The sequence below is a fragment of the Pseudomonas sp. BGI-2 genome (assembly GCF_004310295.1).
Taxonomy (GTDB): Bacteria; Pseudomonadota; Gammaproteobacteria; order Pseudomonadales; family Pseudomonadaceae; genus Aquipseudomonas.
In genome coordinates this window covers 32,110-56,804 of sequence record NZ_SISB01000019.1, presented here as the reverse complement: position 1 = coordinate 56,804, position 24,695 = coordinate 32,110, and the positions used below count along the sequence as shown (strand labels likewise).

Sequence of the window (24,695 nt, the reverse complement as noted above, 5' to 3'; positions counted from 1 at the left end):
CCTTCAGTGGATAGGGTGTTATGTCCGGAAAAGCGCAACAGCAGTCTCGTATCAAAGAGTTGATCACACTTGGTCGTGAGCAGGGTTACCTGACTTACGCGGAGGTCAACGACCACCTGCCGGAGGATATTTCAGATCCGGAACAGGTGGAAGACATCATCCGCATGATCAATGACATGGGGATCAACGTATTCGAGGTTGCGCCAGATAAGGATTCCCTTATGCTGGCCGACGCCGATACCGACGAAGCCGCGGCCGAAGAGGCAGCAGCAGCGTTGGCAGCGGTCGAGACCGACATTGGTCGCACCACCGACCCAGTGCGCATGTACATGCGTGAAATGGGTACGGTAGAGCTCCTCACGCGTGAAGGCGAAATCGAAATCGCCAAACGTATTGAAGAGGGTATCCGTGAAGTGATGGGCGCAATCGCGCACTTCCCTGGCACGGTTGACCACATTCTGTCCGAGTACACTCGCGTCACCACCGAAGGTGGCCGCCTGTCCGACGTCCTGAGCGGTTATATCGACCCGGACGACGGCATTGCGCCGCCTGCTGCAGAAGTGCCACCGCCTGTCGATCCGAAAGCCGTGAAAGCGGACGACGATACGGACGACGATGACGCCGAAGCGACGACTGATGACGAAGAAGAAGCCGAAAGCGGTCCGGATCCGGTCATCGCAGCTCAGCGCTTTGGCGCTGTCTCCGATCAGATGGAAATCACCCGCAAGGCGCTGAAAAAGCACGGTCGTGGCAACAAGCTGGCAATTGCCGAGCTGGTGCTTCTGGCTGAGCTGTTCATGCCGATCAAACTGGTTCCGAAGCAATTCGAAGGTCTGGTCGAGCGTGTTCGAAGTGCCTTGGATCGTCTGCGTCAGCAAGAGCGCGCGATCATGCAACTGTGCGTTCGTGATGCGCGTATGCCGCGTGCCGACTTCCTTCGCCAGTTCCCGGGCCATGAAGTCGACGAAAGCTGGACCGATGCACTGGCCAAAGGCAAAAGCAAATACGCTGAAGCCATTGGTCGCCTGCAACCGGACATCGTTCGTTGCCAGCAGAAGCTGACCGCACTGCAAACCGAAACCGGTTTGACGATCGCCGAGATCAAGGACATCAACCGTCGCATGTCGATCGGTGAGGCCAAGGCCCGCCGCGCGAAGAAAGAGATGGTAGAAGCGAACTTGCGTCTGGTGATCTCCATCGCCAAGAAGTACACCAACCGTGGTCTGCAATTCCTCGATCTGATCCAGGAAGGCAACATCGGTTTGATGAAAGCGGTAGACAAGTTCGAATACCGCCGCGGCTACAAATTCTCGACTTATGCCACCTGGTGGATCCGTCAGGCGATCACTCGCTCGATCGCCGACCAGGCCCGCACCATCCGTATTCCGGTGCACATGATCGAGACGATCAACAAGCTCAACCGCATTTCCCGCCAGATGCTGCAGGAAATGGGTCGCGAACCGACCCCGGAAGAGCTGGGCGAACGCATGGAAATGCCTGAGGACAAAATCCGCAAGGTATTGAAGATCGCTAAAGAGCCGATCTCCATGGAAACCCCGATCGGTGATGACGAAGACTCCCACCTGGGTGACTTCATCGAAGACTCGACCATGCAGTCGCCAATCGATGTCGCTACCGTTGAGAGCCTTAAAGAAGCGACTCGCGAAGTTCTGTCCGGCCTCACTGCCCGTGAAGCCAAGGTTCTGCGCATGCGCTTCGGTATCGACATGAATACCGACCACACCCTCGAGGAGGTTGGTAAGCAGTTCGACGTGACCCGTGAACGGATTCGTCAGATCGAAGCCAAGGCGTTGCGCAAGCTGCGCCACCCGACGAGAAGCGAGCATTTGCGCTCCTTCCTCGACGAGTAACAACTAAACCCCCGGCCCAGGCCGGGGGTTTTGCTTTATGCAGATAATATCCCCCCCCGCACTTCGCTCCCGCCGAATTGCCCGTCTACACTCGAAACATTCCCCGAGCCATAACGAGACCGTTATGCCCAGACTGCCGACCGTGCTTTTTTTGCTGTCGCTGATGACCTGGACCGCAACGGCTGGCGCGCTGACTCTGACCGACGAAGAACGTAGCTGGCTGGCGACTCACCCGGACTTGCGTCTGGGTGTCGACGCTTCCTGGCCGCCGTTTGAATTTCGTGATGATCAGGGTCGTTATCAGGGCCTGGCGGCGGACTATATCAACGTGATCCGTCAACGACTGGGCACCAAGCTGACGCCTATCGAACCGGTCAGTTGGACCGAAGTCCTGCAGCAGGCCAAGCAAGGCAAACTGGACATCCTGCCGGGCATCATGTCGACCCCGGAGCGCCAGTCGTACCTGTCGTTCACTCGTCCCTACCTGGACTTTCCGATTGTCATCCTCGCCCATGTCGGAGGCCCCCAGCCGCACAAAATCGAAGACCTCTACGGGCTGAAGATCGCCGTGGTGGAAAACTATGCGCCCCACGAACTGCTGCGCACGCACCACCCTGATCTGAATCTGGTGGCGATGCCCAATGTCAGCTCGGCCTTGCAGGCACTGGCCACCGATGAAGTGGACGCGGTCGTGGGCGATCTCGCCTCCAGCGTCTGGAGCCTGCGCCAGCTCAAGCTCGACGGCCTGTATGTCAGCGGTGAAACGCCCTACCGCTATCAATTGGCGATGGCAGTGCCCCCCAACAATAAGATGCTGGTCGGTATCCTGGACAAAGTCCTGGCGGACATGACCACAAGTGAGATCAACGCCATTCAGGAACACTGGGTCGGTAATGTCCTGGATCATCGAACCTTCTGGTCGGATTTGCTGTTTTACGGTCTGCCCGGTCTGCTGTTTCTGATGATCATGCTGGCGGTGGTCATCCGGATTAACCGCCGTTTGAGTTCGGAAATTGCCCGGCGAGTCGATCTGGAACAAGAGCTACGCAGCAGCGAATACCATTACCGCGGGCTGGTGGAGAGCCTTTCCGCGATTGCCTGGGAAGCGCGGATCAGCGATTTCACCTACAGCTATGTGTCACCGCATGCCGAAGAACTCCTTGGCTATCCCCTGTCCCACTGGCTGATTCCGGGCTTCTGGCGCAACATCATCCACCCTGCGGACCTGACCCGGGCACAGACTTTCTGCGACCACGAAGTACTGGCCGGGCGCGATCACAGCGTCGATTACCGGGTGATCACCGCCGATGGCCGCTGTCTGTGGGTGCGCGATATCGTCAGCCTGATTGAGCATGGTCATGAGCCGGTGATGCGCGGATTGATGATCGACATCAGCGATGCCAAGCGTACTGAAGAGGCGCTGAGCCTCTCCGAGCAGAAATTCGCCTCCGTGTTTCAGCAATGCCCGGACATCCTGGTGATCGCGCGGCTTTCCGACGGCTGCCTGATGGAAGTCAACAAGGCGTTCGAAGAACAAATTGGTCTCAAGGCCGAAGACGTCATTGGCCAGACCGCCACCGACCTGAACATCTGGGGTATCCCGGGCGTGGGGCCGGGTTTGCTGCAGCGCCTGCAGGCCGGCAGCATCCGCAACCTGGAGATGCCCTTTCGCCGCAACAATGGCCAAGTGTTTACCGGCCTGATTTCCGCCGAGCCCTTCGACCTCGATAAGACCCCTGCCCTGGTCGTCGTCGTGCGCGATATCAGCCAGCTCAAGGAAACCCAGCAACAACTGCAAACCTCCGAAGAAAAATTCGCCAAGGCCTTTCACGCCTCCCCGGACGGCTTGTTGCTGTCCCGGCAGAGCGACGGGTTGCTGCTGGAGGTCAACGAGGGTTTCAGCCGAATCACGGGCTTCAACAGCGCGATGTCCGTGGATCGTTCAGCCCTGGAACTGGGGATATGGGTCAATCTCAACGAACGTAAGCAAATGCTCGATTTGCTGCGCCGGGACGGGTTCGTTCGCGACTTCAGCTGCCACATCCGCCGCAGTGACGGGCAGATCCGTCTCTGCGAGGTTTCAAGCCGTCCGCTGCCCATCGGCGATGAGGACTGCATGCTGACCATTGCCCGGGACATTACTGAGCGGCACCTGATGCAGGAGAAACTGCAACAGGCCGCCACGGTGTTCGAGAGTACCGCCGAGGGGGTGTTGATCACCGACACCCAACAGCACATCAGCGCGGTCAACCGTGCGTTCACCGAGATCACCGGCTACAGCGAAAGCGAAGCACTGGGCCACACCCCTCGCCTACTCGCCTCGGGCCTCCACGACAGCGCGTTCTATGCGGCGATGTGGCATCAGCTGACGGACGAAGGTCACTGGCAAGGCGAGATTTCCAACCGACGCAAGAATGGCGAGCTCTACCCGAGTTGGCTGACCATCAGCGCCGTGCGTAACCGGGAGAAGTTCATCACACACTTCGTGGCGGTGTTCGCGGACATTTCCAGCCTCAAGCACGCGCAGGCCAAACTTGACTACCAGGCGCACCACGATCCGCTGACCGGCCTGCCAAACCGCACGCTGTTCGAGAGCCGACTGCAGACCGCGCTCAACACGCAACAGGAAAACGGTGGCCAGGGCGCGGTGCTGTTCCTCGACCTGGACCGCTTCAAACACATCAATGACAGCCTTGGCCACCCGGTGGGCGACCTGCTGCTCAAAGGCATCGCCGTGCGCCTCAAGGAGCAGTTGCGCGATATCGATACCGTTGCGCGCCTGGGCGGCGACGAATTCATCATCCTGCTGCCCGGCCTGCAACAATCCAGCGACGCGGACAACATTGCCACCAAGCTGCTCAATTGCTTCGCCGCACCCTTCCAGGCCGGCGAGCACGAGTTTTTCATCAGCGCCAGCATCGGCACCAGCCTGTATCCCAAGGACGGCTGCGACGTCGCCACGCTGGTCAAGAACGCCGATGCCGCGATGTATCGCTCCAAGGCCAAGGGCCGCAACCGGGTGGAAAGCTACACCCGCGACCTCACCGCTCAGGCCAGCGAGCGGGTTGCGCTGGAACATGAATTGCGGCGCGCCATCGAGCGCAATGAGTTGTTTCTCTACTACCAACCGAAAATCAGCCTCGCCGACCACCGACTGGTCGGCGCCGAAGCGCTCATTCGCTGGCATCACCCGACCTTCGGTGCGGTACCGCCGGAACACTTCATTCCCCTGGCAGAAGAAAACGGCATGATCCTGCAAATCGGCGACTGGGTGCTCGAGACCGCCTGCCGGCAGATGTACGAGTGGAATCAGGTCTACGAGTGCCTCGGCCCACTGTCGGTCAACCTCGCGGGCGCTCAACTGCGGCAGCCGAACCTGCTCGGACGGATCGAACAACTGCTCAAGGACAACGGCCTGGAACCCGGTTTTCTGCAACTGGAAATTACCGAAAACTTCATCATGAGCCAGGCGGAAGAAGCGTTGGCGGTGCTGCACCAACTCAAACACCTGGGCGTGCAATTGGCGATTGACGACTTCGGTACCGGCTACTCGTCCCTGAGTTACCTCAAGCGTCTGCCGCTGGATATCCTCAAGATCGACCAGTCTTTCGTCCGCGGCCTGCCTGACGATCCCCACGATGTGGCCATTGTTCGCGCCATCATCGCGTTGGGGAGCAGCATGCAATTCACCATTATTGCAGAGGGCGTCGAGACCCTGGCACAGCAGCAATTCCTTGCCGAAGAGGGCTGTGAACAGATCCAGGGCTACATCGTCAGCCTGCCTCTTCCCCCCGACGAATTCGCTGCGACGTTTCTTCGTATAGCCGTATCGGATTTTTCGGATAGCACAGCCGAGAAACCATCGCTATAATCCGCGGCCTACTGAGGGCCTATAGCTCAGTTGGTTAGAGCAGAGGACTCATAATCCTTTGGTCCACGGTTCAAATCCGTGTGGGCCCACCAAACAAGAAAGCCGCGCTGATGCGCGGCTTTCTTTAGATTTAACGATTGACGTAAATAGTGCTATCGAAGCCACTGACCGGATGAGATTGAGCGCTTCCCAGGGGCGAAAGCCGTAACCGCGCAAGGCGGTTCGCAAGTGGTGTCCGGATCTGCTTTACCAAATCGAAGAAGACGCCTATGGCGTCTTTTTTCCTTTCTGGCCTAGCAATACAGCCCTGCTCATAATCCTTTGGTCCACGATTCCTCCGTGTGGACCCACCAAACACGAAAGCCGCGCAAATGCGCGGCTTTTTTTCTGCGACTACCGTTTGGCCTAAGAGATCAGACCAGCCGAACCACCAAGGCAACAGCAACAATAGTCACGAGCGCCAGCGCGGCACCGAGTCCAAACGGCAGTAGGATTGCTCGGGTCGCGATGGGGGATGGGCTACGCATGTCTTCGGCCAAGGCGGCCATGTCACGGTGTAACTGTTCAATGCTGGCTTGAATCGTAGGAGGTGTCGACATACTGCGTCTTCCTGCAGGGATCACGGGTCACGCCTAATGCGCTAACCCTTGTTAGATAAGGTGGGCTGCTATGCGGTAAAACTCAAGCACCTCCGATCATTGGTCGCTTCCGTGTGTTAGGGATCTTAAAGCTTGGACCACAGTCCGACGGCGGCGACAACAGCAGTCACCAGACCGGCGCCCACCGCAAACGGATACCAAAAAGCCTCCTGTCTAAGCTTGCTTTCTTCGGCCATAAACTTGCGGGTTTCGGCAATGAATCTCCGGATTTCGACTTGAAGCTTGTCGAGTTCCAGATTATCGCGGTCATTTTGCAGCATTAGTCATCCTGTCGGGGCTCGGGGCGCGTCCTGTGCGCTGCTCCGCGGCGGGACATGCGTTTTTTTCCTGTCTGCTGTCTAGGTTATATTTTGCGCTGACGTCCGGTTATCGGATGACGTCCGTCAAGGTTGTAGGCAAACTCCGAGAATTACGTAATGGGTGCGTTTGGGCACTTTGCCGCCTTGTTGGCGTTCTCTTCGACGGGATACTCTCCGGACGTCGCTGCAAATGCAGCGATCGGGTGTGGTAACCCGGTGAAACCAGCGCAACAGTGCACTCATTCCGAAGATAGGCAGTTTTTTATGCCTGTAATCTCGATATGGCGGCTGTGCGTGGGACGCCTTCGGGCGTGCCGGTTTCCTTGGTTCCCGGTTTACCACCCTGCGTACAGCTGCCACCCTTTCGTGTGGTAACGAAAGTGGCAGCTCCTCGAACCCAGGAGTTTTATCTTGAACAAAACAAATCCATCCGCATTCTCAGACCTGAAAACCATCGGTTTCACCCCACTCATCTACTGCTCGGATCAGGCGTTGTTCAACGTCCGTGCCGGCGTTCCCATCGTTGATGCATTGTCACAAGCCTCCGATCTGCTGTTCCTCACCAAATCATTTGCCGAGGACGCAGCCTACGCAAGAGACACCGACCGACACGCCTGGGCCGCGCACTATCTGACGGCGATGGGTAAGGCGGTGATTGATGATGTGGTGAAGGTGTTGACGCCGAGACCGGTCGAACCGCAACGGAATCCGAAGAATAGCTCCGTACCATCCCTGATAGGCGCCTCGAGTTTTTGGAGCCTGCAAATCACGACTGGGATACCCACTAGAAAGCAAAAAGCCCCGATGCTTTCGTATCAGGGCTTTTTGTAAATCTGTGTGTTGGCGTTTCTACAAAAGCAAAACACAGCAGAGCCCGCAGCTCTCTCTCACCAGGCGGCTTATCGAATTAGTGTTTTTTGTCTTTCGTTGACGACGGATCATTGCCATAGCTATCGCTATCTCGGATTGTTCCGTCTTTTTTGTGAATAACGACTTCAACGTGATCGCGTTTTGCTTGTTCTCGGGCACGATTGATCGCTTGCTGCTGGGTGTCGGTAACAACTCCTGCGCGACCCGCACCCTCCTTCTTCGTAGCCCAGCCGTCTGGATGCGGAACAACATGAATATCTTTCTTGTCGCCCATTTAAATTTTGCTCCATAAAGGTTTTCAGTTACGTATCGATAATGTCGCAGATGAAATGTAGTCAAGATCTCGGAAACCGTTTTCTCGATCACCCTCTCCACTATCGCTGGCTGCGTGTTATGTCCTGTACTGAAGCATCACTACAACTGCCAGCCCAGACACTCAACGCCGGAATCGCCCGCACCAACCCCATCCGCTCAAGCACTTCCCTCGTCAACACCCCCTCATACGTATCCGCCGCGCTGCCCCATTGCTCGACGATACCCATGCCATCTACCAACGCCTCGCCCAATCCGGTAATCGTATCGGCCAATGCCTCCACGATTGTTTGGGTCCGGCCCCACAGGCAATCCGTAATCTCTTTCAGCTCGGCCGTTATGCGATCAAGCGAAGCCGGATCCGTATCGGGGTAGGTGATGTTGCGCAGCAAGTGCCGTAATTCCCTTATTTTTGCGTAGTCCTGTTCCGCCCCAAGCTCTCCCCTCAGGATGGCAGCCGCTTTCGGCTTATCGACGCGTTTGCCGGACGAACGCTTTGAAGCCAATGACTGCGCCATGGCGCCCGCAAAGAGGACCATCATTCGGGCTTGCAGATGCTCCTTCATTGCCTCAATCGTCGTAATTGAACGCGCCAAGGTAATGGAAGCGCCCGCTTGATGCCTCAAGTCCATGGTCACTGTCAGGCTCACATCACCCGTTTCAAACCCCAGGGCTCGGGCAACGACGTAGTGCCCCATTTCGTGATTGGCAATCTGCACTGCGTGATCCCGTACAGCGGGCGGCATCTTCTGCGTCATTTTTATCACCTCGCATCCCTCGATTTCTCATTCGACTACGACTGACTGCTGGTGTCCATCCTGTCTTCCGCGCGCCATCTGACGTTCTGAAAACAGATCAGACATCCGCGGTGCCAGCCGTGCTGTAACATGCCAAGCCACTGATTTGTGTTGCCGGAGACGACCCTTGCCTGACACCCGCCCACCCGTTCTTGACGAAATCGACCGCCAATTGATCGCGGCCTTGCAGATCAACGCCCGTGAAAGCGTGGCCATGCTTGCTCGGCAATTGGGGATCGCACGGACCACGGTGACTTCACGTCTGGCGCGACTGGAAAAAGCAAAAGTCATCACCGGTTACGGCGTGCGTTTGGGTCAACGGGTGGTGGACGGTGGATTGCAGGCGTATGTCGGGATCACGGTGCAACCACGATCGGGCAAGGAAGTGCTGCGTCGGCTCAGCGCCATGGCCCAGGTGCAGCAGTTGTGTGCGGTGAGTGGCGAATTTGATTATGTGGCGTGGTTGCGTACGGAATCGCCGGAGCAGCTGGATCAGTTGCTGGATCAGATTGGCAGTGTGGATGGGGTGGAGAAGACCACGACGTCGATCATCTTGAGTAGCAAGATTGATCGGGGGCAGCCGGTTTGATTGGCAGTGTTCTTGAGGGCCTCTTCGCGGGCAAGCCTCGCTCCTACACTGACGGTATGTAGCGCTAGCTCGTCATATTGATTGGTTAATTGGCAAAACGACGACACATTGCGTCTTATTAACGTGTTCTACGCTCTCTAGAATGGCTGCCATCTTTTCCTATACTCAGATGCGCATTCCGCGTCGGGTCGCCAGTAAGGTCAGCCATGAACAAGAACAATCGCCATCCTGCAGACGGTAAAAAACCAGTCACCATTTTCGGCCCGGACTTTCCTTTCGCTTTTGACGACTGGATCGAACACCCGGTCGGCCTGGGCAGCATTCCTGCGCACAATCATGGTGCCGAAGTGGCGATTGTCGGCGCGGGTATCGCCGGTCTGGTGGCGGCTTACGAGTTGATGAAACTGGGCCTCAAACCCGTCGTCTATGAAGCCTCGAAAATGGGTGGCCGTCTGCGCTCCCAGGCGTTCAACGGGACCGATGGCATCGTCGCCGAGCTGGGCGGCATGCGCTTCCCGGTGTCGTCCACAGCGTTTTACCACTATGTCGACAAGCTCGGTCTCGAGACCAAACCTTTTCCCAATCCGCTGACGCCGGCCTCTGGCAGCACCGTGATCGACCTGGAAGGCAAAACCCACTACGCACAAAAACTGGCGGATCTTCCTGCACTGTTCCAGGAAGTGGCTGACGCGTGGGCGGATGCGCTGGAGGCAGGCTCGCAGTTCTCCGATATCCAGCAAGCGATCCGCGACCGTGACGTGCCGCGTCTCAAAGAGCTCTGGAACACTCTGGTTCCGCTGTGGGACGACCGCACCTTCTACGACTTTGTCGCCACCTCCAAAGCATTCGCCAAGCTCTCGTTCCATCACCGCGAAGTGTTCGGCCAGGTCGGTTTCGGCACGGGCGGCTGGGACTCGGACTTCCCGAACTCGATGCTGGAAATCTTCCGCGTCGTGATGACCAACTGCGACGATCACCAACATCTGGTCGTCGGCGGCGTCGAACAAGTGCCGCAAGGCATCTGGCGCCATGTGCCGGAACGTTGCGTGCACTGGCCCGAAGGCACCAGCCTCAAGTCGCTGCACAGAGGCGCGCCACGCTCTGGGGTTAAAAAAATCGCTCACGCCCCTGACGGCCGTTTTGCGGTAACCGATAACAACGGCGATACCCGCGAGTACGCAGCAGTACTGACCACCTGCCAGAGCTGGCTGCTTACTACCCAGATCGAATGCGACGAAACCCTGTTCTCGCAAAAGATGTGGATGGCCCTGGACCGCACCCGCTACATGCAATCATCGAAAACCTTCGTGATGGTCGACCGGCCATTCTGGAAGGACAAGGACCCGGAAACCGGCCGCGACCTGATGAGCATGACCCTCACCGATCGCCTGACCCGTGGCACCTATCTGTTCGACAACGGCGACGACAAGCCGGGCGTGATTTGCCTGTCGTACTCGTGGATGAGCGATGCGTTGAAAATGCTTCCGCACCCTGTGGAAAAACGCGTAGAACTAGCGTTGAACGCGTTGAAAAAGATCTACCCGAAAGTCGACATCGCCGCGCGGATCATCGGCGATCCGATCACCGTATCGTGGGAAGCCGACCCGCATTTCCTCGGTGCTTTCAAAGGCGCCCTGCCCGGTCACTATCGCTACAACCAGCGCATGTATGCGCACTTCATGCAGGACGACATGCCGGCCGAGCAACGAGGGATCTTCATCGCCGGCGACGACGTTTCGTGGACGCCGGCGTGGGTTGAAGGCGCGGTACAGACCTCGCTCAACGCGGTGTGGGGCATCATGAAACACTTCGGCGGTGAAACTCACGCCGAGAACCCGGGTCCAGGTGATGTGTTCAACGAGATCGGTCCGATCGCCCTGCCCGAGTAAGAGGAATCCTAAATGCGCGTAGCCCTTTACCAATGTCCGCCGCTGCCCCTGGACGTCGCAGGTAACCTGCAACGCCTGCATCAATTGGCGCTGGAGGCCAAGGGCGCAGACTTGCTGGTGCTGCCTGAGATGTTCCTGACCGGCTACAACATCGGCATCGATGCCGTCAGCGTGCTGGCAGAGGTGCACAACGGTGAATCGGCGCAGCAGATCGCACGCATTGCCAAGACGGCGGGGATCGCCATTTTGTATGGCTACCCCGAGCGTACCGAGGACGGGCAGATCTACAACGCCGTGCAATTGATCGACGCCAACGGTGAGCGCCTGTGCAACTACCGCAAGACTCACCTGTTCGGCGACCTGGATCACTCGATGTTCAGCGCCGGGCAGGGTGAGTTTCCGTTGGTGGAACTCAATGGCTGGAAACTCGGCTTTTTGATCTGCTACGACTTGGAGTTCCCGGAAAACGCCCGGCGCCTGGCCCTGGCCGGTGCCGAGTTGATCCTGGTGCCGACGGCGAACATGATTCCCTTCGACTTCGTCGCCGACGTCACCGTCCGCGCCCGGGCCTTCGAAAACCAGTGTTACGTGGCTTACGCCAACTACTGCGGGCATGAAGGCGAGATCAATTACTGCGGCCAGAGCAGCATCGCCGCACCGGATGGCAGCCGCATCGCCCAGGCGGGCCTGGATGAAGCGCTGATTGTCGGCGAGCTGGATCGCCAGTTGATGGTCGATTCCCGCGCCGCCAACCGCTACTTGATTGATCGCCGCCCGGAGCTTTACGGCGACCTTAACAAGCGCTGATCCACCGTTATCCGCTAGCATTGGCGCTTCTCTGTTCTGGAAGTGCTCATGCCTGCGCTGAATCACCCTCGACCCCACACTGAAACCCTGGCCAACGGTCTGCGGGTGACGCTGCGTCATGCTCCCGGTTTGAAGCGCTGCGCTGCTGCGTTGCGGGTTTTCGCGGGCAGTCACGACGTGCCGCTGGCGTGGCCCGGCCTCGCGCATTTTCTTGAGCATTTGCTGTTCCTGGACACGGAGCGCTTTCCCGCAGGGCAAGGGCTGATGGCCTACGTGCAAGGTCACGGCGGCCAGGTCAATGCGCGCACCAGTGAACGCACGACCGACTTCTTTTTTGAACTGCCGCCCCAAGCATTCACCGATGGGTTGGCGCGTCTGTCAGACATGCTCGCTCATCCACGTATGAATCCGAACGATCAGCGGCGGGAACGGGAAGTGCTACACGCTGAATTTGTCACTTGGTCCCGGGATGCCAAGGCCCAGCAGCAGTTCGCGTTGTTCGATGGGCTTTCGGCCGCTCACCCGCTTCGGGCGTTTCATGCTGGCAACCGGTACAGCCTGCCGGTGCCGCAGCCGGAGTTTCAGCAAGCGTTGCAGGATTTCCATCAGCAGTTTTATCAGACCGGGCAGATGACCTTGAGCCTGGCCGGCCCGCAAAGTCTCGATGAGTTGAGGGCAATGGCCCAGCGTTTCGACGCTGCTATTAGCGTCGGGAAAAAGGTCCAGCAAGAAGCGCCTGCACCGCTGATGGATTCTTCCGACAAAAGTTATCAACAGGTTGGCGAGCGTCGGCTCGATCTTCTATTCGCGTTCGAAGCGTTACCCGACTCATCGCGCGAAGCATTAGCGTTTCTGTGCCATTGGCTGAACGCCGCGAAACCTGGCGGTCTGCTGGCTGAATTGCGCACACGCGGGCTGGCAGAAAGCCTGAAAGCTGCACCGTTGTATCAGTTCGCCGGGCAAGCCTTGCTACACATTGAATTCACCACGGCCCAACCGGCGCACGCGATCCGCGAGCGACTGGTGGATTGGCTGGGCTTTTTTGCTTCTCACCAAAACTGGACCGAGTTGCGCAAAGAATACGCCGCCCTGCTCGACCGTCAGGAACAAGTCAGCGGCGCCCTGCAACGGGCCCGCCAGGACAGCGAGCAGCTTGAAGCCGGCTTATCCGAACAGGGCGTCGTAGCGCTCATGGACATCCTCAAGAAAATCGGTGCTGTGGATAACTTCACCGGTGAATGGCAATTGCCGACGCCCAACCCGTTTTTACGTGCTGAAACACCTGCGGCCAATGCCGGGCTGATTCGCGGCCAGACCAGCAAACACCGGGGCCTGCGGACGTTTGCCCAGGATCGCTCGCGCAGCCGTCGCGAAAACTCCCCGATGCAGTTCAGCCAGGCGTTGCCGGACAACACGGATGAAGGTGCGATTTATCTGCGCTGGCGACTGTTATCCAAACCTCACCGCCGTCTTCAGTCGAGCCTGGAAAATCGCCTGCAGCTTCTGCGTGAAGACGCCCGTCAGGCGGGCGTCGACTTTTCCTTCAGCGCATCAGGCAATGAGTGGCTGCTGAAGATGACTGGACTGCAGGAGCCGATGCCGACCGTCCTCGAACATGCGCTGAAAGAACTGACAAAACCTGATGCAGGTTTCCCACAGGAAGAAACGACCAGCTTGCCGTTGATGCCGATAAAACAGCTGCTGAAGACGCTGCCCGAGCAATGTCTCGAGCGCACCGCTGACACCGATGACGTGCAGCAGTTGTGGGCGAGCGCGCGCTGGCAAGGTCTGGCGACGGGCTTGTCGGCGCAGACTCAAGCAGCGATGGGCCTGGCACTGAGCCGCGTGCCCGGAGTTGCGGACGATCAGCCGCCGCCGCCCACCTCGATAAACTCGCTGCATCTGTGGAGCGCTCTCGACACCGGCTCAAGCGAACACGCGCTGTTGCTGTTTTGTCCGACGGCCACGCGGGACATCACGGACGACGCCGCCTGGCGCTTGCTCGCCCACCTGGGCCAGACGCCGTTTTATCAGCGCCTGCGGGTTGAGTTGCAATTGGGTTATGCCGTGTTCAGCGGCCTGCGGCAGATCCATGGGCAGACCGGGCTGCTGTTCGGCGTTCAATCACCGAGCGTCGCCCCGCAGGATCTGCTGGAACACATAGAACGCTTCTTGAGCGAAATGCCTGCAATGATTGAAGGCATCGATGACGCGACCTTCATCGCCCAGCGCGAGGCCCTGGCCGATCAATTCCACAGCAACGCTCTGCCCCACGCACAGGCAGCGGAACTGCTTTGGCAGGGCAAAATGGCCGGCCACTTGTCGGATTATCTGGAGCGTCTGCCGCCAGCGATTCTGATGATCGACCGCAAAGCCTTGCTTGCCGCCGCCCACAGACTGAATCAAGCCGAAGGTGGCTGGCGCTGTCTGGCCAGCAGTGCTTGCACAAAGGCGCCTTGGCAAGTGGCAAAATGATCATTACCGACGCTGCAATTAGCTTTCTCAAAGATTCGCGGCCAATCGCTCGGAAATTTTGAGTAACATAGCCACCTAACTATCTGAACATCTCCGGCTGGAGGTGGACTATATGTATAGATCTCTACTGTCTCATCACCTGAAGGAGCGCTCCCATGTCCTGGTCCAAACCTGCTTACACCGACCTGCGTATCGGCTTTGAAGTCACCATGTACTTCGCAAGCCGCTAAGGTCTGCCGTTGTAATGATGTGCAACGCCTCGGTTTACCGGGGCGTTTTTATTTTCAGCGTTGAAATGATGGAGCGCCCATGTTTGTCCAGATTCTAGGTTCCGCCGCCGGCGGCGGTTTCCCCCAGTGGAACTGCAACTGCGTGAACTGCGCAGGTTTTCGCAACGGCAGCCTGAACGCCAAGGCGCGGACCCAGTCGTCCATCGCAATTTCCGATGATGGCGTGAACTGGATTCTGTGCAACGCGTCGCCGGACATCCGAACCCAACTCCAGAGCTACACCCCGATGCAACCGGGCCGCGCCCTGCGCGATACCGGCATCAGCGCGATCATCCTGATGGACAGCCAGATCGATCACACCACCGGCCTGCTCAGCCTGCGCGAAGGTTGCCCGCATCAGGTCTGGTGCACCGACATGGTCCACGAAGACCTGAGCACCGGTTTTCCGCTGTTCAAAATGCTGACCCACTGGAACGGCGGGCTGACCTGGAACCGCATTGAACTCGACCGCAGCTTCACCATCCCGGCCTGCCCGAGTCTGCGCTTCACCCCGCTGCCCCTGCGCAGCGCCGCGCCACCATACTCGCCGCACCGCTTCGACCCGCACCCGGGCGACAACATCGGCCTGATCGTCGAAGACCTGAACACGGGCGGCAAACTGTTCTACGCACCGGGCCTGGGCAAGGTCGACGCACCGCTGCTGGAGATCATGGCCGGCAGCGATTGCCTGCTGGTGGACGGCACGATGTGGGACGACGACGAAATGCAGCGCCGTGGCGTCGGCACCCGCACCGGTCGGGAAATGGGCCATCTGGCGCAAAACGGCCCCGGCGGCATGCTCGAAGTGCTGGAACAGTTGCCCAAGCAGCGCAAGGTGCTTATCCACATCAACAACACCAACCCGATTCTTGATGAGGATTCGCCGGAGCGTGCTGAGTTGGCTCGGCGCAATGTTGAAGTGGCTTATGACGGCATGAGTCTTGTGCTGTAGCGGATGGCCCCTTCGCGGGCAAGCCTCGCTCCTACAGGTTCGGCGCGTGCCCCTGTAGGAGCGAGGCTTGCCCGCGAAGGCGTCGGACCAGACACAACAGAATCCACCGGTCGTACCCGGAGAACCGCATGACTGACACCCCAATGTCCCCCGCCGAATTCGAAGCCGCCCTGCGCGCCAAGGGCGCCTATTACCACATCTACCACCCGTATCACGTGGCGATGTATGAAGGGAGGGCAACCCGTGAGCAGATCCAGGGTTGGGTCGCCAACCGTTTCTACTATCAGGTGAACATCCCCCTGAAAGACGCCGCCATCCTCGCCAATTGCCCGGACCGCGAGATCCGTCGCGAGTGGATTCAGCGCCTGCTGGATCACGACGGCGCCCCCGGCGAAGACGGCGGCATTGAAGCCTGGCTACGTCTGGGCCAGGCCGTCGGCCTCGACCCGGATCAGCTGCGCTCGCAGGAATTGGTACTGCCCGGCGTGCGTTTTGCCGTGGACGCCTACGTCAACTTCGCCCGTCGGGCCAGTTGGCAGGAAGCCGCCAGCAGCTCGCTGACCGAGTTGTTCGCGCCGCAGATCCACCAATCGCGCCTGGACAGCTGGCCGCAGCATTACCCGTGGATCGACCCCACCGGTTACGAGTATTTCCGCACGCGCCTCGGCCAGGCACGCCGGGATGTGGAGCACGGTCTGGCGATCACGTTGCAGCATTACACGACGCGTGAAGGCCAGGAGCGCATGCTGGAAATTCTCCAGTTCAAACTGGACATCCTTTGGAGCATGCTCGATGCCATGAGCATGGCCTACGAACTGAAACGCCCGCCCTATCACAGCGTGACCGAGCAGCGGGTCTGGCATAAAGGAATCACCTTATGAGTTTTGATCGCAGCAAGACCCCGACCTGGCGTCAGGGCTACCGCTACCAGTACGAACCGGCGCAGAAAGGCCATGTGCTGCTCTACCCGGAAGGCATGATCAAACTCAATGAAAGCGCCGCGCTGATCGGCGGTTTGATCGACGGAGAACGCGATGTCGCGGCGATCATCGCCGAACTGGACGCGCAGTTCCCCGGCGTGCCCGAGCTCGGTGAAGACATCGAGCAATTCATGGAGGTCGCCCGTGCTCAGCACTGGATCGAACTTGCCTGATTTCGCGTCAGACAAGTTACCGCCAAAACCGGAAATCGGCCTGCCCTTGTGGCTGCTGGCCGAGCTGACGTATCGCTGCCCGCTGCAATGCCCGTACTGCTCCAACCCGCTGGACTTTGCCGAGCAAGGTAAAGAACTGAGCACCGAACAGTGGATCAAGGTGTTCCGCGAAGCGCGGGAGATGGGCGCCGCCCAGCTGGGCTTTTCCGGTGGTGAACCGCTGGTGCGCCAGGACCTCGCCGAGCTGATCGCCGAGGCGCGCAAGCTGGGTTTCTACACCAACCTGATCACCTCGGGCATCGGCCTGACCGAGCAGAAAATCAGCGACTTCAAGAAGGCCGGCCTGGACCACATCCAAATCAGTTTTCAGGCCAGCGACGAGCAAGTGAATAACTTGCTGGCCGGCTCGAAAAAAGCCTTCGCGCAGAAGCTGGAAATGGCTCGTGCAGTGAAAGCCCACGGCTATCCGATGGTGCTGAATTTCGTGACCCATCGGCACAACATCGACAAGATCGACCGGATCATTGAGTTGTGCATCGCCCTTGAGGCGGACTTTGTGGAACTCGCCACTTGCCAGTTTTACGGTTGGGCGCAGCTCAATCGGGTCGGTCTGTTGCCGACCCAGGAACAACTGGTCCGCGCCGAACGCATCACCAACGAATACCGCGCCAAACTCGAAGCCGAAGGGCACCCGTGCAAACTGATTTTCGTCACCCCGGACTATTACGAAGAACGCCCGAAAGCCTGTATGAACGGCTGGGGCAGCATCTTTCTGACAGTGACGCCGGACGGAACCGCCCTGCCGTGTCACGGTGCCCGACAGATGCCGGTGCAGTTTCCCAACGTGCGCGACCACAGCATGCAGCACATCTGGTACGACTCGTTTGGCTTCAACCGTTTTCGCGGTTACGACTGGATGCCCGAGCCGTGCCGTTCCTGCGATGAGAAAGAAAAAGACTTCGGCGGCTGCCGTTGCCAGGCGTTCATGCTCACGGGTGACGCGAGCAATGCCGACCCGGTGTGCAGCAAGTCGGAACATCACGGCGTGATTCTCAAGGCCCGCGAAGAAGCCGAGCACGCGACCCAGACCATCGAACAACTGGCCTTTCGCAATGAACGAAATTCACGACTCATCGCTAAACGCTGAACCCTTCAGCGCCTCCCGGGCCGTCGCGGCCGGTATCGACTTCGCCGAATTGCTGGTCGGCAAGCATGGCCTGTTCTGGAACGAATACCGACCCGAGGATGCTGCCTGCAGGATCTGGCATTGGCGCGACGGCCAGACCCGCTGTCTGACGCCAACAGGCTTCAGCGTGCGCAGTCGAGTGTACGAATATGGCGGTGGCGCGTTTTGTCTGACCGATGACGGGATTGTTTTCGTCAACGAAGCAGATCAACAACTCTATCGGCAATCGCTGGCGGGCGAGACGCCTGAGGTGATGACTTCAGGGGAATGCCGCTACGGCGATCTGCAGTTTTCCAATGGCCAGGTACTCGCCGTTGAAGAGAACCGTGACCGGCATCGTCTGGTCGCGATCGATGTGGCTGATGGCAGGCGTCATCTGCTGGCCGAAGGCGCCGATTTCTATGCCGCGCCGACGTTGAGTCCTGACTCGCAACGACTGGCGTGGATCGAATGGAGCCGCCCGGATCAGCCATGGACCGCGACTCGCCTGATGGTTGCCGAACACCAGAACGGTGGAGGCTTTGCTCGGCCGCGTTGTGTGGCTGGCGAGGGGATTCAGGAGTCGCTGCAGCAACCTCGTTTCGATGGCGGCGGCCAACTGTTTTGCCTGACGGATCGCGGCGGCTACTGGCAGCCTTGGGTGGAATCCGCAGAGGGCCTGAGCCCATTGACGGGTGCCGCCGCTGATCATGGGCCAGCGCCGTGGCAGTTGGGTGGCTGCACGTGGTTGCCGCTTGGTAAAGGCAGCTACCTGGCCAGTTGGACCGAAGGCGGGTTTGGCAAATTGGCACTTTGCGGTGACGACGCTGAAGATTTCACCGGCGATTACAGCCGCTTTCGCCATCTCGCGCTCGATGAACAATACATTTACTGCATCGCGGCATCGCCGGTCAGTTCTTCGGCGGTCATTGCCATCGACCGCGATACCCGGCAGGTCAAGGTATTGGCTGGCGGGATTGCACCGTTACCCGCCGGGCAGATCAGCGTTCCGCAAACCCTGCGTTATCCCAGTGGTACGGCCGAGGCCCATGGCTTCTTCTATCCGGCTATGACCGGCAATGCGAAACCACCGCTGGTGGTGTTCATCCACGGCGGCCCGACCTCCGCCTGCTACCCGATGCTTGATCCGCGTATTCAGTACTGGGCGCAACGCGGCTTCGCCGTGGCCGATCTCAACTACCGCGGCAGCAGTGGTTATGGCCGGGCTTATCGCCAGGCGCTGCATTTAAGTTGGGGCGAGTTCGACGTGGAGGACGCCTGCGCCGTAGTCGCGCATCTCACAGAACGAGGCTTGATCGACGGCGACAAGGCGTTTATTCGCGGCGGCAGTGCCGGTGGTTACACCACCCTTTGTGCGTTGGCCTTTCACCAAGTCTTCCGCGCCGGCGCCAGCCTTTACGGTGTCAGCGATCCCGTTGCACTGGGCCGGGCGACCCATAAGTTCGAAGGCGATTATCTGGATTGGCTGATTGGCGATCCGCTACAGGACGCCGATCGCTACGCCGCGCGCACACCGTTGCTGCATGCGAGCAACATTAGCGTTCCGGTGATTTTCTTTCAGGGCGAGCTGGATGCCGTGGTGGTGCCGCAACAGACTCGCGACATGGTCAAGGCGCTACAGGACAACGGCATACTGGTTGACGCGCATTACTACGCGGACGAACGTCATGGCTTTCGCAAGGCCGGGAATCAGGCCCATGCGCTGGAGCAGGAGTGGTTGTTTTATCGGCGGGTGATCGAGCTAGCAAGCTGAAACCGCATCGCGCCCTTCGCGGGCAAGCCTCGCTCCTACAGGGTACGGGGTTATTTCTGTAGGAGCGAGGCTTGCCCGCGAAGGCGATCTATCTGACGCCGTAGAATTCAGCGCTTGGCAATGATGTACACCGCATGCACGATCCCCGGAATGTACCCGCACAGTGTCAGCAGAATATTCAGCCAGAACGCGCCGGCGAAACCGACCTGCAGAAACACACCCAGTGGCGGCAACAGAATGGCAATGATGATGCGAATTAAATCCATGGGGCAGCTCCTGATTTGAAGTGGACTCGTGTGAGCCCTACAGCTAATCGACCCGCGCCGTTCGTCAGGGTTCATTTGGAAACCTGACCTCACTCCGGAACCCAATGAATTCGCAGACAAAAAAACGCCCCACGCGAAAAGAATCAAACGTGGGGCGATGCGTTATTACCGCGAGACGGTTCGGAAATTCGTGCGGGAAAGGTCTGATCAGACCGCAATCCCTTTGCGGCACTGCATTTGTGCGGTGCGTACGCGGGAAAAGGCGCGGGACAGGCGCAGGAGCATTTCGTCGATGTTGGCGTTGCTGACGGTGAGGGCCGGGGTAAAGCGCAGGCAATCGGGTTGCGGGGCGTTAAGTAACAAGCCTTCGTACAACGCTGACTTGACCACGGCATCAGCCGAATCGTCGGACAGGGTCAGTCCCCAGAGCAGCCCTTGACCGCGCAACTCGCCGTGCCCATAGCGATGGGCCAAACGACTCAGGCCTTCGCGCAGGTGCTGGCCGGTTTCGCCCACATGGTCGAGAAAACCCTTGTCCTGAATAGTGTTGAGCACAGCAAGACCGGCAGCCGTCATCAGCGCATTGCCATGATGAGTGCCCGTCAGTTCGCCCACCTCGAAACAGCAGGCCTTGCCTCGCGCCAGCAACGCGGCCAATGGCACGCCACCGCCAAGCCCTTCGCCGAGGACGACGATATCTGCTCGAACGCCACAGGACTGTTCGGCAAGCAAGGTGCCGCAGCGACCGATACCGGTTTGCACTTCGTCAAGGATCAACAGAATCCCCAGTTCCCGGCACAGGCGTTCGACACCCTTGAGGTAGGACTCGGTGGCCGGAATCACCCCGGCTTCGCTCTGGATCGGTTCGAGCATGATTGCCACAGTCCGGGCATCGACCGCTGCGTGCATCGCTGCAAGATCATTGAAGGGAACGTGGTGGAAGTCCGACACGGAAATCGTCCCGGGACTACGGCCATGGCAGCCGTTACTCGCAACGATGATCCGCGAAGCCCCGCTGCGATGCAATTGACCCCATTTACGTGCCAGTTTGACCGCTGCTTCACAGGCTTCGGTGCCGCTGTTGAGCAGGTACGCCTGATCACTGCCGGTGCTGGTGCCGAGCCGCCCGGCAAGGTTGAGCATGCCGCGGTTATGCAGACCAAAACCGGGGTTGATCACCGATTGAGCCTGTTCCGAGATCGCGTTGACCAGCACCGAAGGGCTGTGGCCCAGGCTATTGGCGCCGCCACCCTGCGAGAAATCCAGATAAGCGCGGTCATCGCTGTCCCACAACCATGAGCCTTGGCCACGGACGAAAATCTGTTTCGGCCGCTCGACACTGGGCATCAGGCACTCGCTGAACAGGTTGTCGCTTCTGGACGACTGGAAAGTATCTGCGACCAAGTCATCGAGGCTCGGTGGATTGCGACGCAAGTTGAACAGATTCATCGGGACAAACCTCGTTTGAGGTTTTTTGCCTTACCTATGTAAACACCATCGACGTAAACGGTATTCATCGTGCGCTCTGGCCCTGTAAGCCTTGTGAATGCGGTTAGACTAGGCTCAGGCAAGGCGTCGAGCCATTTCGATTTCCCAGCATTTTCGATAAGCGCACCTTATGGATTTCAAGCAACTGCGTTATTTCGTCGCGGTCTACGAAGAGGGCCACGTAGGCCGGGCGGCCGAGCGACTTTCAATCTCCCAACCGGCACTGTCCCAGCAGATCCGCCAGCTCGAACAAAACCTCGATGTGAGCCTGTTCGAACGCAGCAGCAAGCGTCTGCTGCCCACCCTGGCCGCCCACACTTTGTACAACCACGCCCTGCCCTTGCTCGATGGCCTGCAACGGGCACGTGAAGCGCTGGGCAACTTCAAGGGCCAGGCATTACGCACCTTGGCCATCGGCGTGTTGCAGACGGTTCACACCAGTCTGGTGCCGCAGATGCTCGAACGCGTGCGCAAGGCGCAGCCGCATCTGGTGGTGCAGATCTATGAACTGACGGGCCTGGAAATCGAGCGACGGCTGCTCAATGGCTCCCTCGACATCGGCATCAGCTACCTGCCGCCCCGTCAGCCGGGTTTGCATGGCGTCCTGCTGTACGAAGATGAACTGACCCTTGTAATCCCGGCGGACCACCCGCTGCGCGAATTCAAGAAAGTCTCGATGAGTCAGGCGGCCGAGTTGCCCATGCTGTTGCTGGGAGAGGAATTCCAGGTGCGGCAGATCTGGCAGACGCAACTGGCCAATCTGGGACGACGCCCGCAGGTGCAGGCGGAACTGAACAACATGGCGGGCATTCTCGACAGCCTGCCCCACACCCGGCTGGCCACCGTCCTGCCCGGGCGCTCACAAAAGGCGCTCGGCAATAACGAACTACTCTGGAAACCGCTGACCGAGCCGCGAGTACCGCTGAAAGTCGGATTGGTGTGTCGGGATGTGCAACGGCAACAAGCCTCGCTGGCCTTATTGCGCACGCTGTTGGAGGAAGTGATGAACGGGCCGGACGAGCGCTTGAACAGCTCGACTACGCTCGACGGGCTGAGCTGACGACTTTTCTGCAGGCGAAAGAAAACCCCGCCGAAGCGGGGCTTTGCAGACTGTTTCCCTGACATCCATTTCACTCCGCCGTCCTGGCAGAATCCTACGTGTCCGTGTTGTTGCTTTGCGCTTCCTGCGCGACGTCCATGTGAAGTAGATTAGCTCTGGATCCAATCGACGCCTATGGGAGAACAGCAGCACGTCATGTAAGAGAATGCTTACATGACGCGACTTCGTCAGAACTGTGCAGCGTCCAGCAGAAACAGTGACTCGCTACCCGCCTTCACCGACGCACTCAACGAGTGAATACGCGGCAGCAGACGTGCGAAATAGAACCGCGCCGTGCCCAACTTGCTCGCGTAGAAATCGTCCTGCGCTTCTTTGCCGAACGCTGCCTTGGCCATCAGTGCCCACATGTAGGCGTACGCCACGTAACCGAATGCTTGCAGATACTCGACCGAGGCAGCGCCGATTTCGTTCGGGTTGTTTTTTGCCCGGTCCAGCAGCCACGAGGTCAGTTCGTCGAGGGTGGTGACGGCATCGTTCAGCGGCTTGGTGAACTCAGCCAGATCATCGCTGGCGGTCGCGGTGAAATGACGGATCTCGTCAGCAAACAGGTTATAGAACGCCCCGCCGGTGCCGACGATCTTGCGTCCTACAAGGTCCAGCGCCTGAATGCCGTTGGTGCCTTCGTAGATCTGGGTGATGCGCACGTCGCGAACCAGTTGCTCTTGGCCCCACTCACGAATGTAACCGTGGCCGCCGAAAACCTGCTGGCCGTGAACGGTGGTTTCCAGACCGAGGTCGGTCAGGAACGCCTTGGCCACTGGCGTCAGCAGTGCAACCAGATCTTCCGCACGTTTGCGGGTGGTCGCGTCTTCGCTGAACTTGGCGGTGTCCAGTTGCATCGCCACGTAAGTGGAGAACGCACGGCCGCCTTCGTTCGAGGCCTTCATGGTCAGCAGCATGCGACGCACGTCCGGGTGAACGATGATCGGGTCGGCGACCTTGTCCTTGTTCTGCGCGCCAGTTGGCGAACGGCTTTGCAGACGATCACGGGCGTATTCGACGGCGTTCTGGTACGAGCGCTCGCCGGTGGCCAGGCCTTGGATACCGACGCCCAGACGCTCGTAGTTCATCATGGTGAACATCGCCGCCAGGCCTTTGTTCGGCTCGCCGACCAGATAACCCACGGCCTCATCGAAGTTCATCACACAGGTCGCAGACGCCTGGATACCCATTTTGTGCTCGATCGAACCACAGTTCGCCGGGTTGCGCGCGCCCAGGCTGCCATCGGCATTGACCATGAACTTCGGCACCAGGAACAACGAAATGCCTTTGGGCCCCGCCGGCGCATCTGGCAGTTTGGCCAGTACCAAATGAATGATGTTCTCGGTCAGGTCGTGCTCACCGCCGGTGATGAAAATCTTGGTGCCGCTGACTTTGTAGGACCCGTCGGCCTGAGGGTCGGCCTTGGTGCGGATGATCCCCAGGTCAGTCCCGGCGTGTGGCTCGGTCAGGCACATGGAGCCAGCCCAGACGCCGGCGTACATGTTCGGCAGGTATGCGGCTTTCAGCGCTTCGCTGGCGTGGGCGTTGATCGACAGGCAGGCGCCGGCGGTCAGCATCGGGTACAGACCGAATGACAGGCTGGCGGAGTTGACCATTTCTTCGACTTGCGCCGAAACAGCCTTGGGCATGCCCATGCCGCCGTAAGTCGGATCGCCACCGACACCGACCCAACCGCCTTCGGCATAAGTCTGATAAGCCTGTGGGAAACCTGCCGGCGTGGTGACGGCACCGTCCGCCCAATGGCAACCTTCTTCGTCAGCCGCACGGCTCAGGGGCGCGATGCTTTTGCTGGTGACTTTGCCGGCCTCTTCGAGAATGGCTTCTACCGTTTCCGCATCGACGGTCTCAGCCAGCGCTGGCAGCTCGGCCCAGAGTTTGGCGACCTCGAACACTTCATTGAGGACGAAGCGCATATCGCGCAGGGGCGCTTTGTAGTCAGCCATGGCAAACCTCGCAGATCTAAACAGGTGATTCGTAGGAATGGTGTTTTCGTTGGGTCCGAGTGTAACCCAACAACTTTTACGACACATAGGGTCAGCTCATGACCATTTTGTAATTTTTAGTCA

The 24,695-nt window shown here is 59.0% G+C and carries 20 protein-coding genes, 1 tRNA gene and 1 pseudogene; 15 read left to right on the top strand and 7 right to left on the bottom strand.

The window, feature by feature from the left end:
• Positions 1-20 precede the first annotated feature (20 nt).
• The 3 genes from rpoD to EYC95_RS14585 all read left to right on the top strand — a co-directional run bounded on the left by rpoD (position 21) and on the right by EYC95_RS14585 (position 5,834).
• Positions 21-1,871: an RNA polymerase sigma factor RpoD gene (rpoD, locus tag EYC95_RS14595; RefSeq protein ID WP_131060983.1), complete on the top strand. Its 1,851-nt coding sequence runs from the start codon at positions 21-23 to the stop codon at positions 1,869-1,871.
• A 124-nt stretch (positions 1,872-1,995) separates the two neighbouring features.
• Positions 1,996-5,742, top strand: coding sequence for a bifunctional diguanylate cyclase/phosphodiesterase (locus EYC95_RS14590; RefSeq protein ID WP_131060982.1), 3,747 nt, complete (start codon positions 1,996-1,998; stop codon positions 5,740-5,742).
• A 15-nt stretch (positions 5,743-5,757) separates the two neighbouring features.
• Positions 5,758-5,834: transfer RNA gene (locus EYC95_RS14585), tRNA-Ile, on the top strand.
• Between the two features lie 321 nt (positions 5,835-6,155).
• Here the strand turns inward: EYC95_RS14585 and EYC95_RS14580 are convergent.
• Both EYC95_RS14580 and EYC95_RS14575 read right to left on the bottom strand, forming a co-directional pair.
• Complete coding sequence (locus tag EYC95_RS14580) at positions 6,156-6,341, bottom strand: hypothetical protein (RefSeq protein ID WP_131060981.1); 186 nt, start codon at positions 6,339-6,341, stop codon at positions 6,156-6,158.
• Positions 6,342-6,466: 125 nt separating this feature from the next.
• Positions 6,467-6,661: a hypothetical protein gene (locus EYC95_RS14575; RefSeq protein ID WP_131060980.1), complete on the bottom strand. Its 195-nt coding sequence runs from the start codon at positions 6,659-6,661 to the stop codon at positions 6,467-6,469.
• A gap of 450 nt (positions 6,662-7,111) precedes the next feature.
• Here EYC95_RS14575 and EYC95_RS14570 point away from each other — a divergent pair.
• Positions 7,112-7,419, top strand: a pseudogene (locus EYC95_RS14570) (DUF3077 domain-containing protein).
• A 188-nt stretch (positions 7,420-7,607) separates the two neighbouring features.
• Here EYC95_RS14570 and EYC95_RS14565 read toward each other — a convergent pair.
• Both EYC95_RS14565 and EYC95_RS14560 read right to left on the bottom strand, forming a co-directional pair.
• Positions 7,608-7,844 carry a DUF2188 domain-containing protein gene (locus EYC95_RS14565; protein WP_131060979.1) on the bottom strand — a complete coding sequence of 79 codons (237 nt, stop codon included), beginning with the start codon at positions 7,842-7,844 and terminating at the stop codon, positions 7,608-7,610.
• Positions 7,845-7,944: 100 nt separating this feature from the next.
• Entirely contained in the window at positions 7,945-8,640 is a 696-nt protein-coding gene (locus EYC95_RS14560; protein ID WP_131060978.1) for a peptidase M41, read from the bottom strand.
• A 166-nt stretch (positions 8,641-8,806) separates the two neighbouring features.
• Here EYC95_RS14560 and EYC95_RS14555 point away from each other — a divergent pair, with 166 nt between their 5' ends.
• From EYC95_RS14555 to EYC95_RS14510, 10 genes are all read left to right on the top strand, one after another.
• On the top strand, positions 8,807-9,268 hold the full coding sequence (locus EYC95_RS14555) for an Lrp/AsnC family transcriptional regulator (RefSeq protein ID WP_109635345.1): 462 nt from the start codon (positions 8,807-8,809) through the stop codon (positions 9,266-9,268).
• Between the two features lie 206 nt (positions 9,269-9,474).
• Positions 9,475-11,157 (top strand): NAD(P)/FAD-dependent oxidoreductase, encoded by a 1,683-nt coding sequence (locus tag EYC95_RS14550; RefSeq protein WP_131060977.1) that lies wholly within the window; start codon positions 9,475-9,477, stop codon positions 11,155-11,157.
• A gap of 12 nt (positions 11,158-11,169) precedes the next feature.
• On the top strand, positions 11,170-11,964 hold the full coding sequence (locus EYC95_RS14545; protein WP_131060976.1) for a carbon-nitrogen hydrolase family protein: 795 nt from the start codon (positions 11,170-11,172) through the stop codon (positions 11,962-11,964).
• A 48-nt stretch (positions 11,965-12,012) separates the two neighbouring features.
• Positions 12,013-14,439, top strand: a complete 2,427-nt coding sequence (pqqF, locus tag EYC95_RS14540; protein WP_131060975.1) for a pyrroloquinoline quinone biosynthesis protein PqqF — start codon at positions 12,013-12,015, stop codon at positions 14,437-14,439.
• A gap of 155 nt (positions 14,440-14,594) precedes the next feature.
• Positions 14,595-14,669, top strand: coding sequence for a pyrroloquinoline quinone precursor peptide PqqA (gene pqqA / locus EYC95_RS14535; protein ID WP_009045898.1), 75 nt, complete (start codon positions 14,595-14,597; stop codon positions 14,667-14,669).
• Between the two features lie 79 nt (positions 14,670-14,748).
• Positions 14,749-15,660 carry a pyrroloquinoline quinone biosynthesis protein PqqB gene (gene pqqB, locus EYC95_RS14530; RefSeq protein WP_131060974.1) on the top strand — a complete coding sequence of 304 codons (912 nt, stop codon included), beginning with the start codon at positions 14,749-14,751 and terminating at the stop codon, positions 15,658-15,660.
• A gap of 128 nt (positions 15,661-15,788) precedes the next feature.
• Positions 15,789-16,541 carry a pyrroloquinoline-quinone synthase PqqC gene (pqqC, locus tag EYC95_RS14525; protein ID WP_131060973.1) on the top strand — a complete coding sequence of 251 codons (753 nt, stop codon included), beginning with the start codon at positions 15,789-15,791 and terminating at the stop codon, positions 16,539-16,541.
• Positions 16,538-16,813: a pyrroloquinoline quinone biosynthesis peptide chaperone PqqD gene (gene pqqD, locus EYC95_RS14520; protein ID WP_131060972.1), complete on the top strand. Its 276-nt coding sequence runs from the start codon at positions 16,538-16,540 to the stop codon at positions 16,811-16,813. Before pqqC ends, pqqD begins: the two co-directional genes overlap by 4 nt.
• Positions 16,806-17,960, top strand: coding sequence for a pyrroloquinoline quinone biosynthesis protein PqqE (gene pqqE / locus EYC95_RS14515; RefSeq protein ID WP_165557462.1), 1,155 nt, complete (start codon positions 16,806-16,808; stop codon positions 17,958-17,960). Before pqqD ends, pqqE begins: the two co-directional genes overlap by 8 nt.
• Positions 17,926-19,752 (top strand): S9 family peptidase, encoded by a 1,827-nt coding sequence (locus EYC95_RS14510; RefSeq protein WP_131060970.1) that lies wholly within the window; start codon positions 17,926-17,928, stop codon positions 19,750-19,752. The genes pqqE and EYC95_RS14510 overlap by 35 nt, the downstream gene beginning before the upstream one ends.
• A 107-nt stretch (positions 19,753-19,859) precedes the next feature.
• On the opposite strand, the gene EYC95_RS14505 is transcribed toward EYC95_RS14510, so the two are convergent.
• Together EYC95_RS14505 and EYC95_RS14500 are read right to left on the bottom strand one after the other, a co-directional pair.
• Positions 19,860-20,018, bottom strand: coding sequence for a YqaE/Pmp3 family membrane protein (locus EYC95_RS14505; RefSeq protein WP_131060969.1), 159 nt, complete (start codon positions 20,016-20,018; stop codon positions 19,860-19,862).
• 207 nt (positions 20,019-20,225) lie between these two features.
• Positions 20,226-21,467: an aspartate aminotransferase family protein gene (locus tag EYC95_RS14500; RefSeq protein WP_131060968.1), complete on the bottom strand. Its 1,242-nt coding sequence runs from the start codon at positions 21,465-21,467 to the stop codon at positions 20,226-20,228.
• 169 nt (positions 21,468-21,636) lie between these two features.
• Between EYC95_RS14500 and EYC95_RS14495 the strand changes: the two genes are divergently transcribed.
• Positions 21,637-22,566, top strand: coding sequence for a LysR family transcriptional regulator (locus EYC95_RS14495; protein ID WP_131060967.1), 930 nt, complete (start codon positions 21,637-21,639; stop codon positions 22,564-22,566).
• A gap of 227 nt (positions 22,567-22,793) precedes the next feature.
• Here EYC95_RS14495 and EYC95_RS14490 read toward each other — a convergent pair whose 3' ends face one another.
• Positions 22,794-24,572 (bottom strand): acyl-CoA dehydrogenase C-terminal domain-containing protein, encoded by a 1,779-nt coding sequence (locus tag EYC95_RS14490; protein WP_131060966.1) that lies wholly within the window; start codon positions 24,570-24,572, stop codon positions 22,794-22,796.
• Positions 24,573-24,695 lie beyond the last annotated feature (123 nt).

Bases quoted from the DNA above. Each gene is read 5' to 3' on its own strand.
- EYC95_RS14560 (WP_131060978.1), bottom strand. From the start codon at position 8,640: ATGACGCAGAAGATGCCGCCCGCTGTACGGGATCACGCAGTGCAGATT.
- pqqC (WP_131060973.1), top strand. From the start codon at position 15,789: ATGACTGACACCCCAATGTCCCCCGCCGAATTCGAAGCCGCCCTGCGC.
- EYC95_RS14505 (WP_131060969.1), bottom strand. From the start codon at position 20,018: ATGGATTTAATTCGCATCATCATTGCCATTCTGTTGCCGCCACTGGGT.
- EYC95_RS14550 (WP_131060977.1), top strand. From the start codon at position 9,475: ATGAACAAGAACAATCGCCATCCTGCAGACGGTAAAAAACCAGTCACC.
- pqqD (WP_131060972.1), top strand. From the start codon at position 16,538: ATGAGTTTTGATCGCAGCAAGACCCCGACCTGGCGTCAGGGCTACCGC.
- rpoD (WP_131060983.1), top strand. From the start codon at position 21: ATGTCCGGAAAAGCGCAACAGCAGTCTCGTATCAAAGAGTTGATCACA.
- EYC95_RS14545 (WP_131060976.1), top strand. From the start codon at position 11,170: ATGCGCGTAGCCCTTTACCAATGTCCGCCGCTGCCCCTGGACGTCGCA.
- pqqB (WP_131060974.1), top strand. From the start codon at position 14,749: ATGTTTGTCCAGATTCTAGGTTCCGCCGCCGGCGGCGGTTTCCCCCAG.
- EYC95_RS14565 (WP_131060979.1), bottom strand. From the start codon at position 7,844: ATGGGCGACAAGAAAGATATTCATGTTGTTCCGCATCCAGACGGCTGG.
- EYC95_RS14495 (WP_131060967.1), top strand. From the start codon at position 21,637: ATGGATTTCAAGCAACTGCGTTATTTCGTCGCGGTCTACGAAGAGGGC.
- EYC95_RS14490 (WP_131060966.1), bottom strand. From the start codon at position 24,572: ATGGCTGACTACAAAGCGCCCCTGCGCGATATGCGCTTCGTCCTCAAT.
- EYC95_RS14500 (WP_131060968.1), bottom strand. From the start codon at position 21,467: ATGAATCTGTTCAACTTGCGTCGCAATCCACCGAGCCTCGATGACTTG.
- EYC95_RS14510 (WP_131060970.1), top strand. From the start codon at position 17,926: ATGAACGAAATTCACGACTCATCGCTAAACGCTGAACCCTTCAGCGCC.
- pqqF (WP_131060975.1), top strand. From the start codon at position 12,013: ATGCCTGCGCTGAATCACCCTCGACCCCACACTGAAACCCTGGCCAAC.
- EYC95_RS14590 (WP_131060982.1), top strand. From the start codon at position 1,996: ATGCCCAGACTGCCGACCGTGCTTTTTTTGCTGTCGCTGATGACCTGG.
- EYC95_RS14575 (WP_131060980.1), bottom strand. From the start codon at position 6,661: ATGCTGCAAAATGACCGCGATAATCTGGAACTCGACAAGCTTCAAGTC.
- EYC95_RS14580 (WP_131060981.1), bottom strand. From the start codon at position 6,341: ATGTCGACACCTCCTACGATTCAAGCCAGCATTGAACAGTTACACCGT.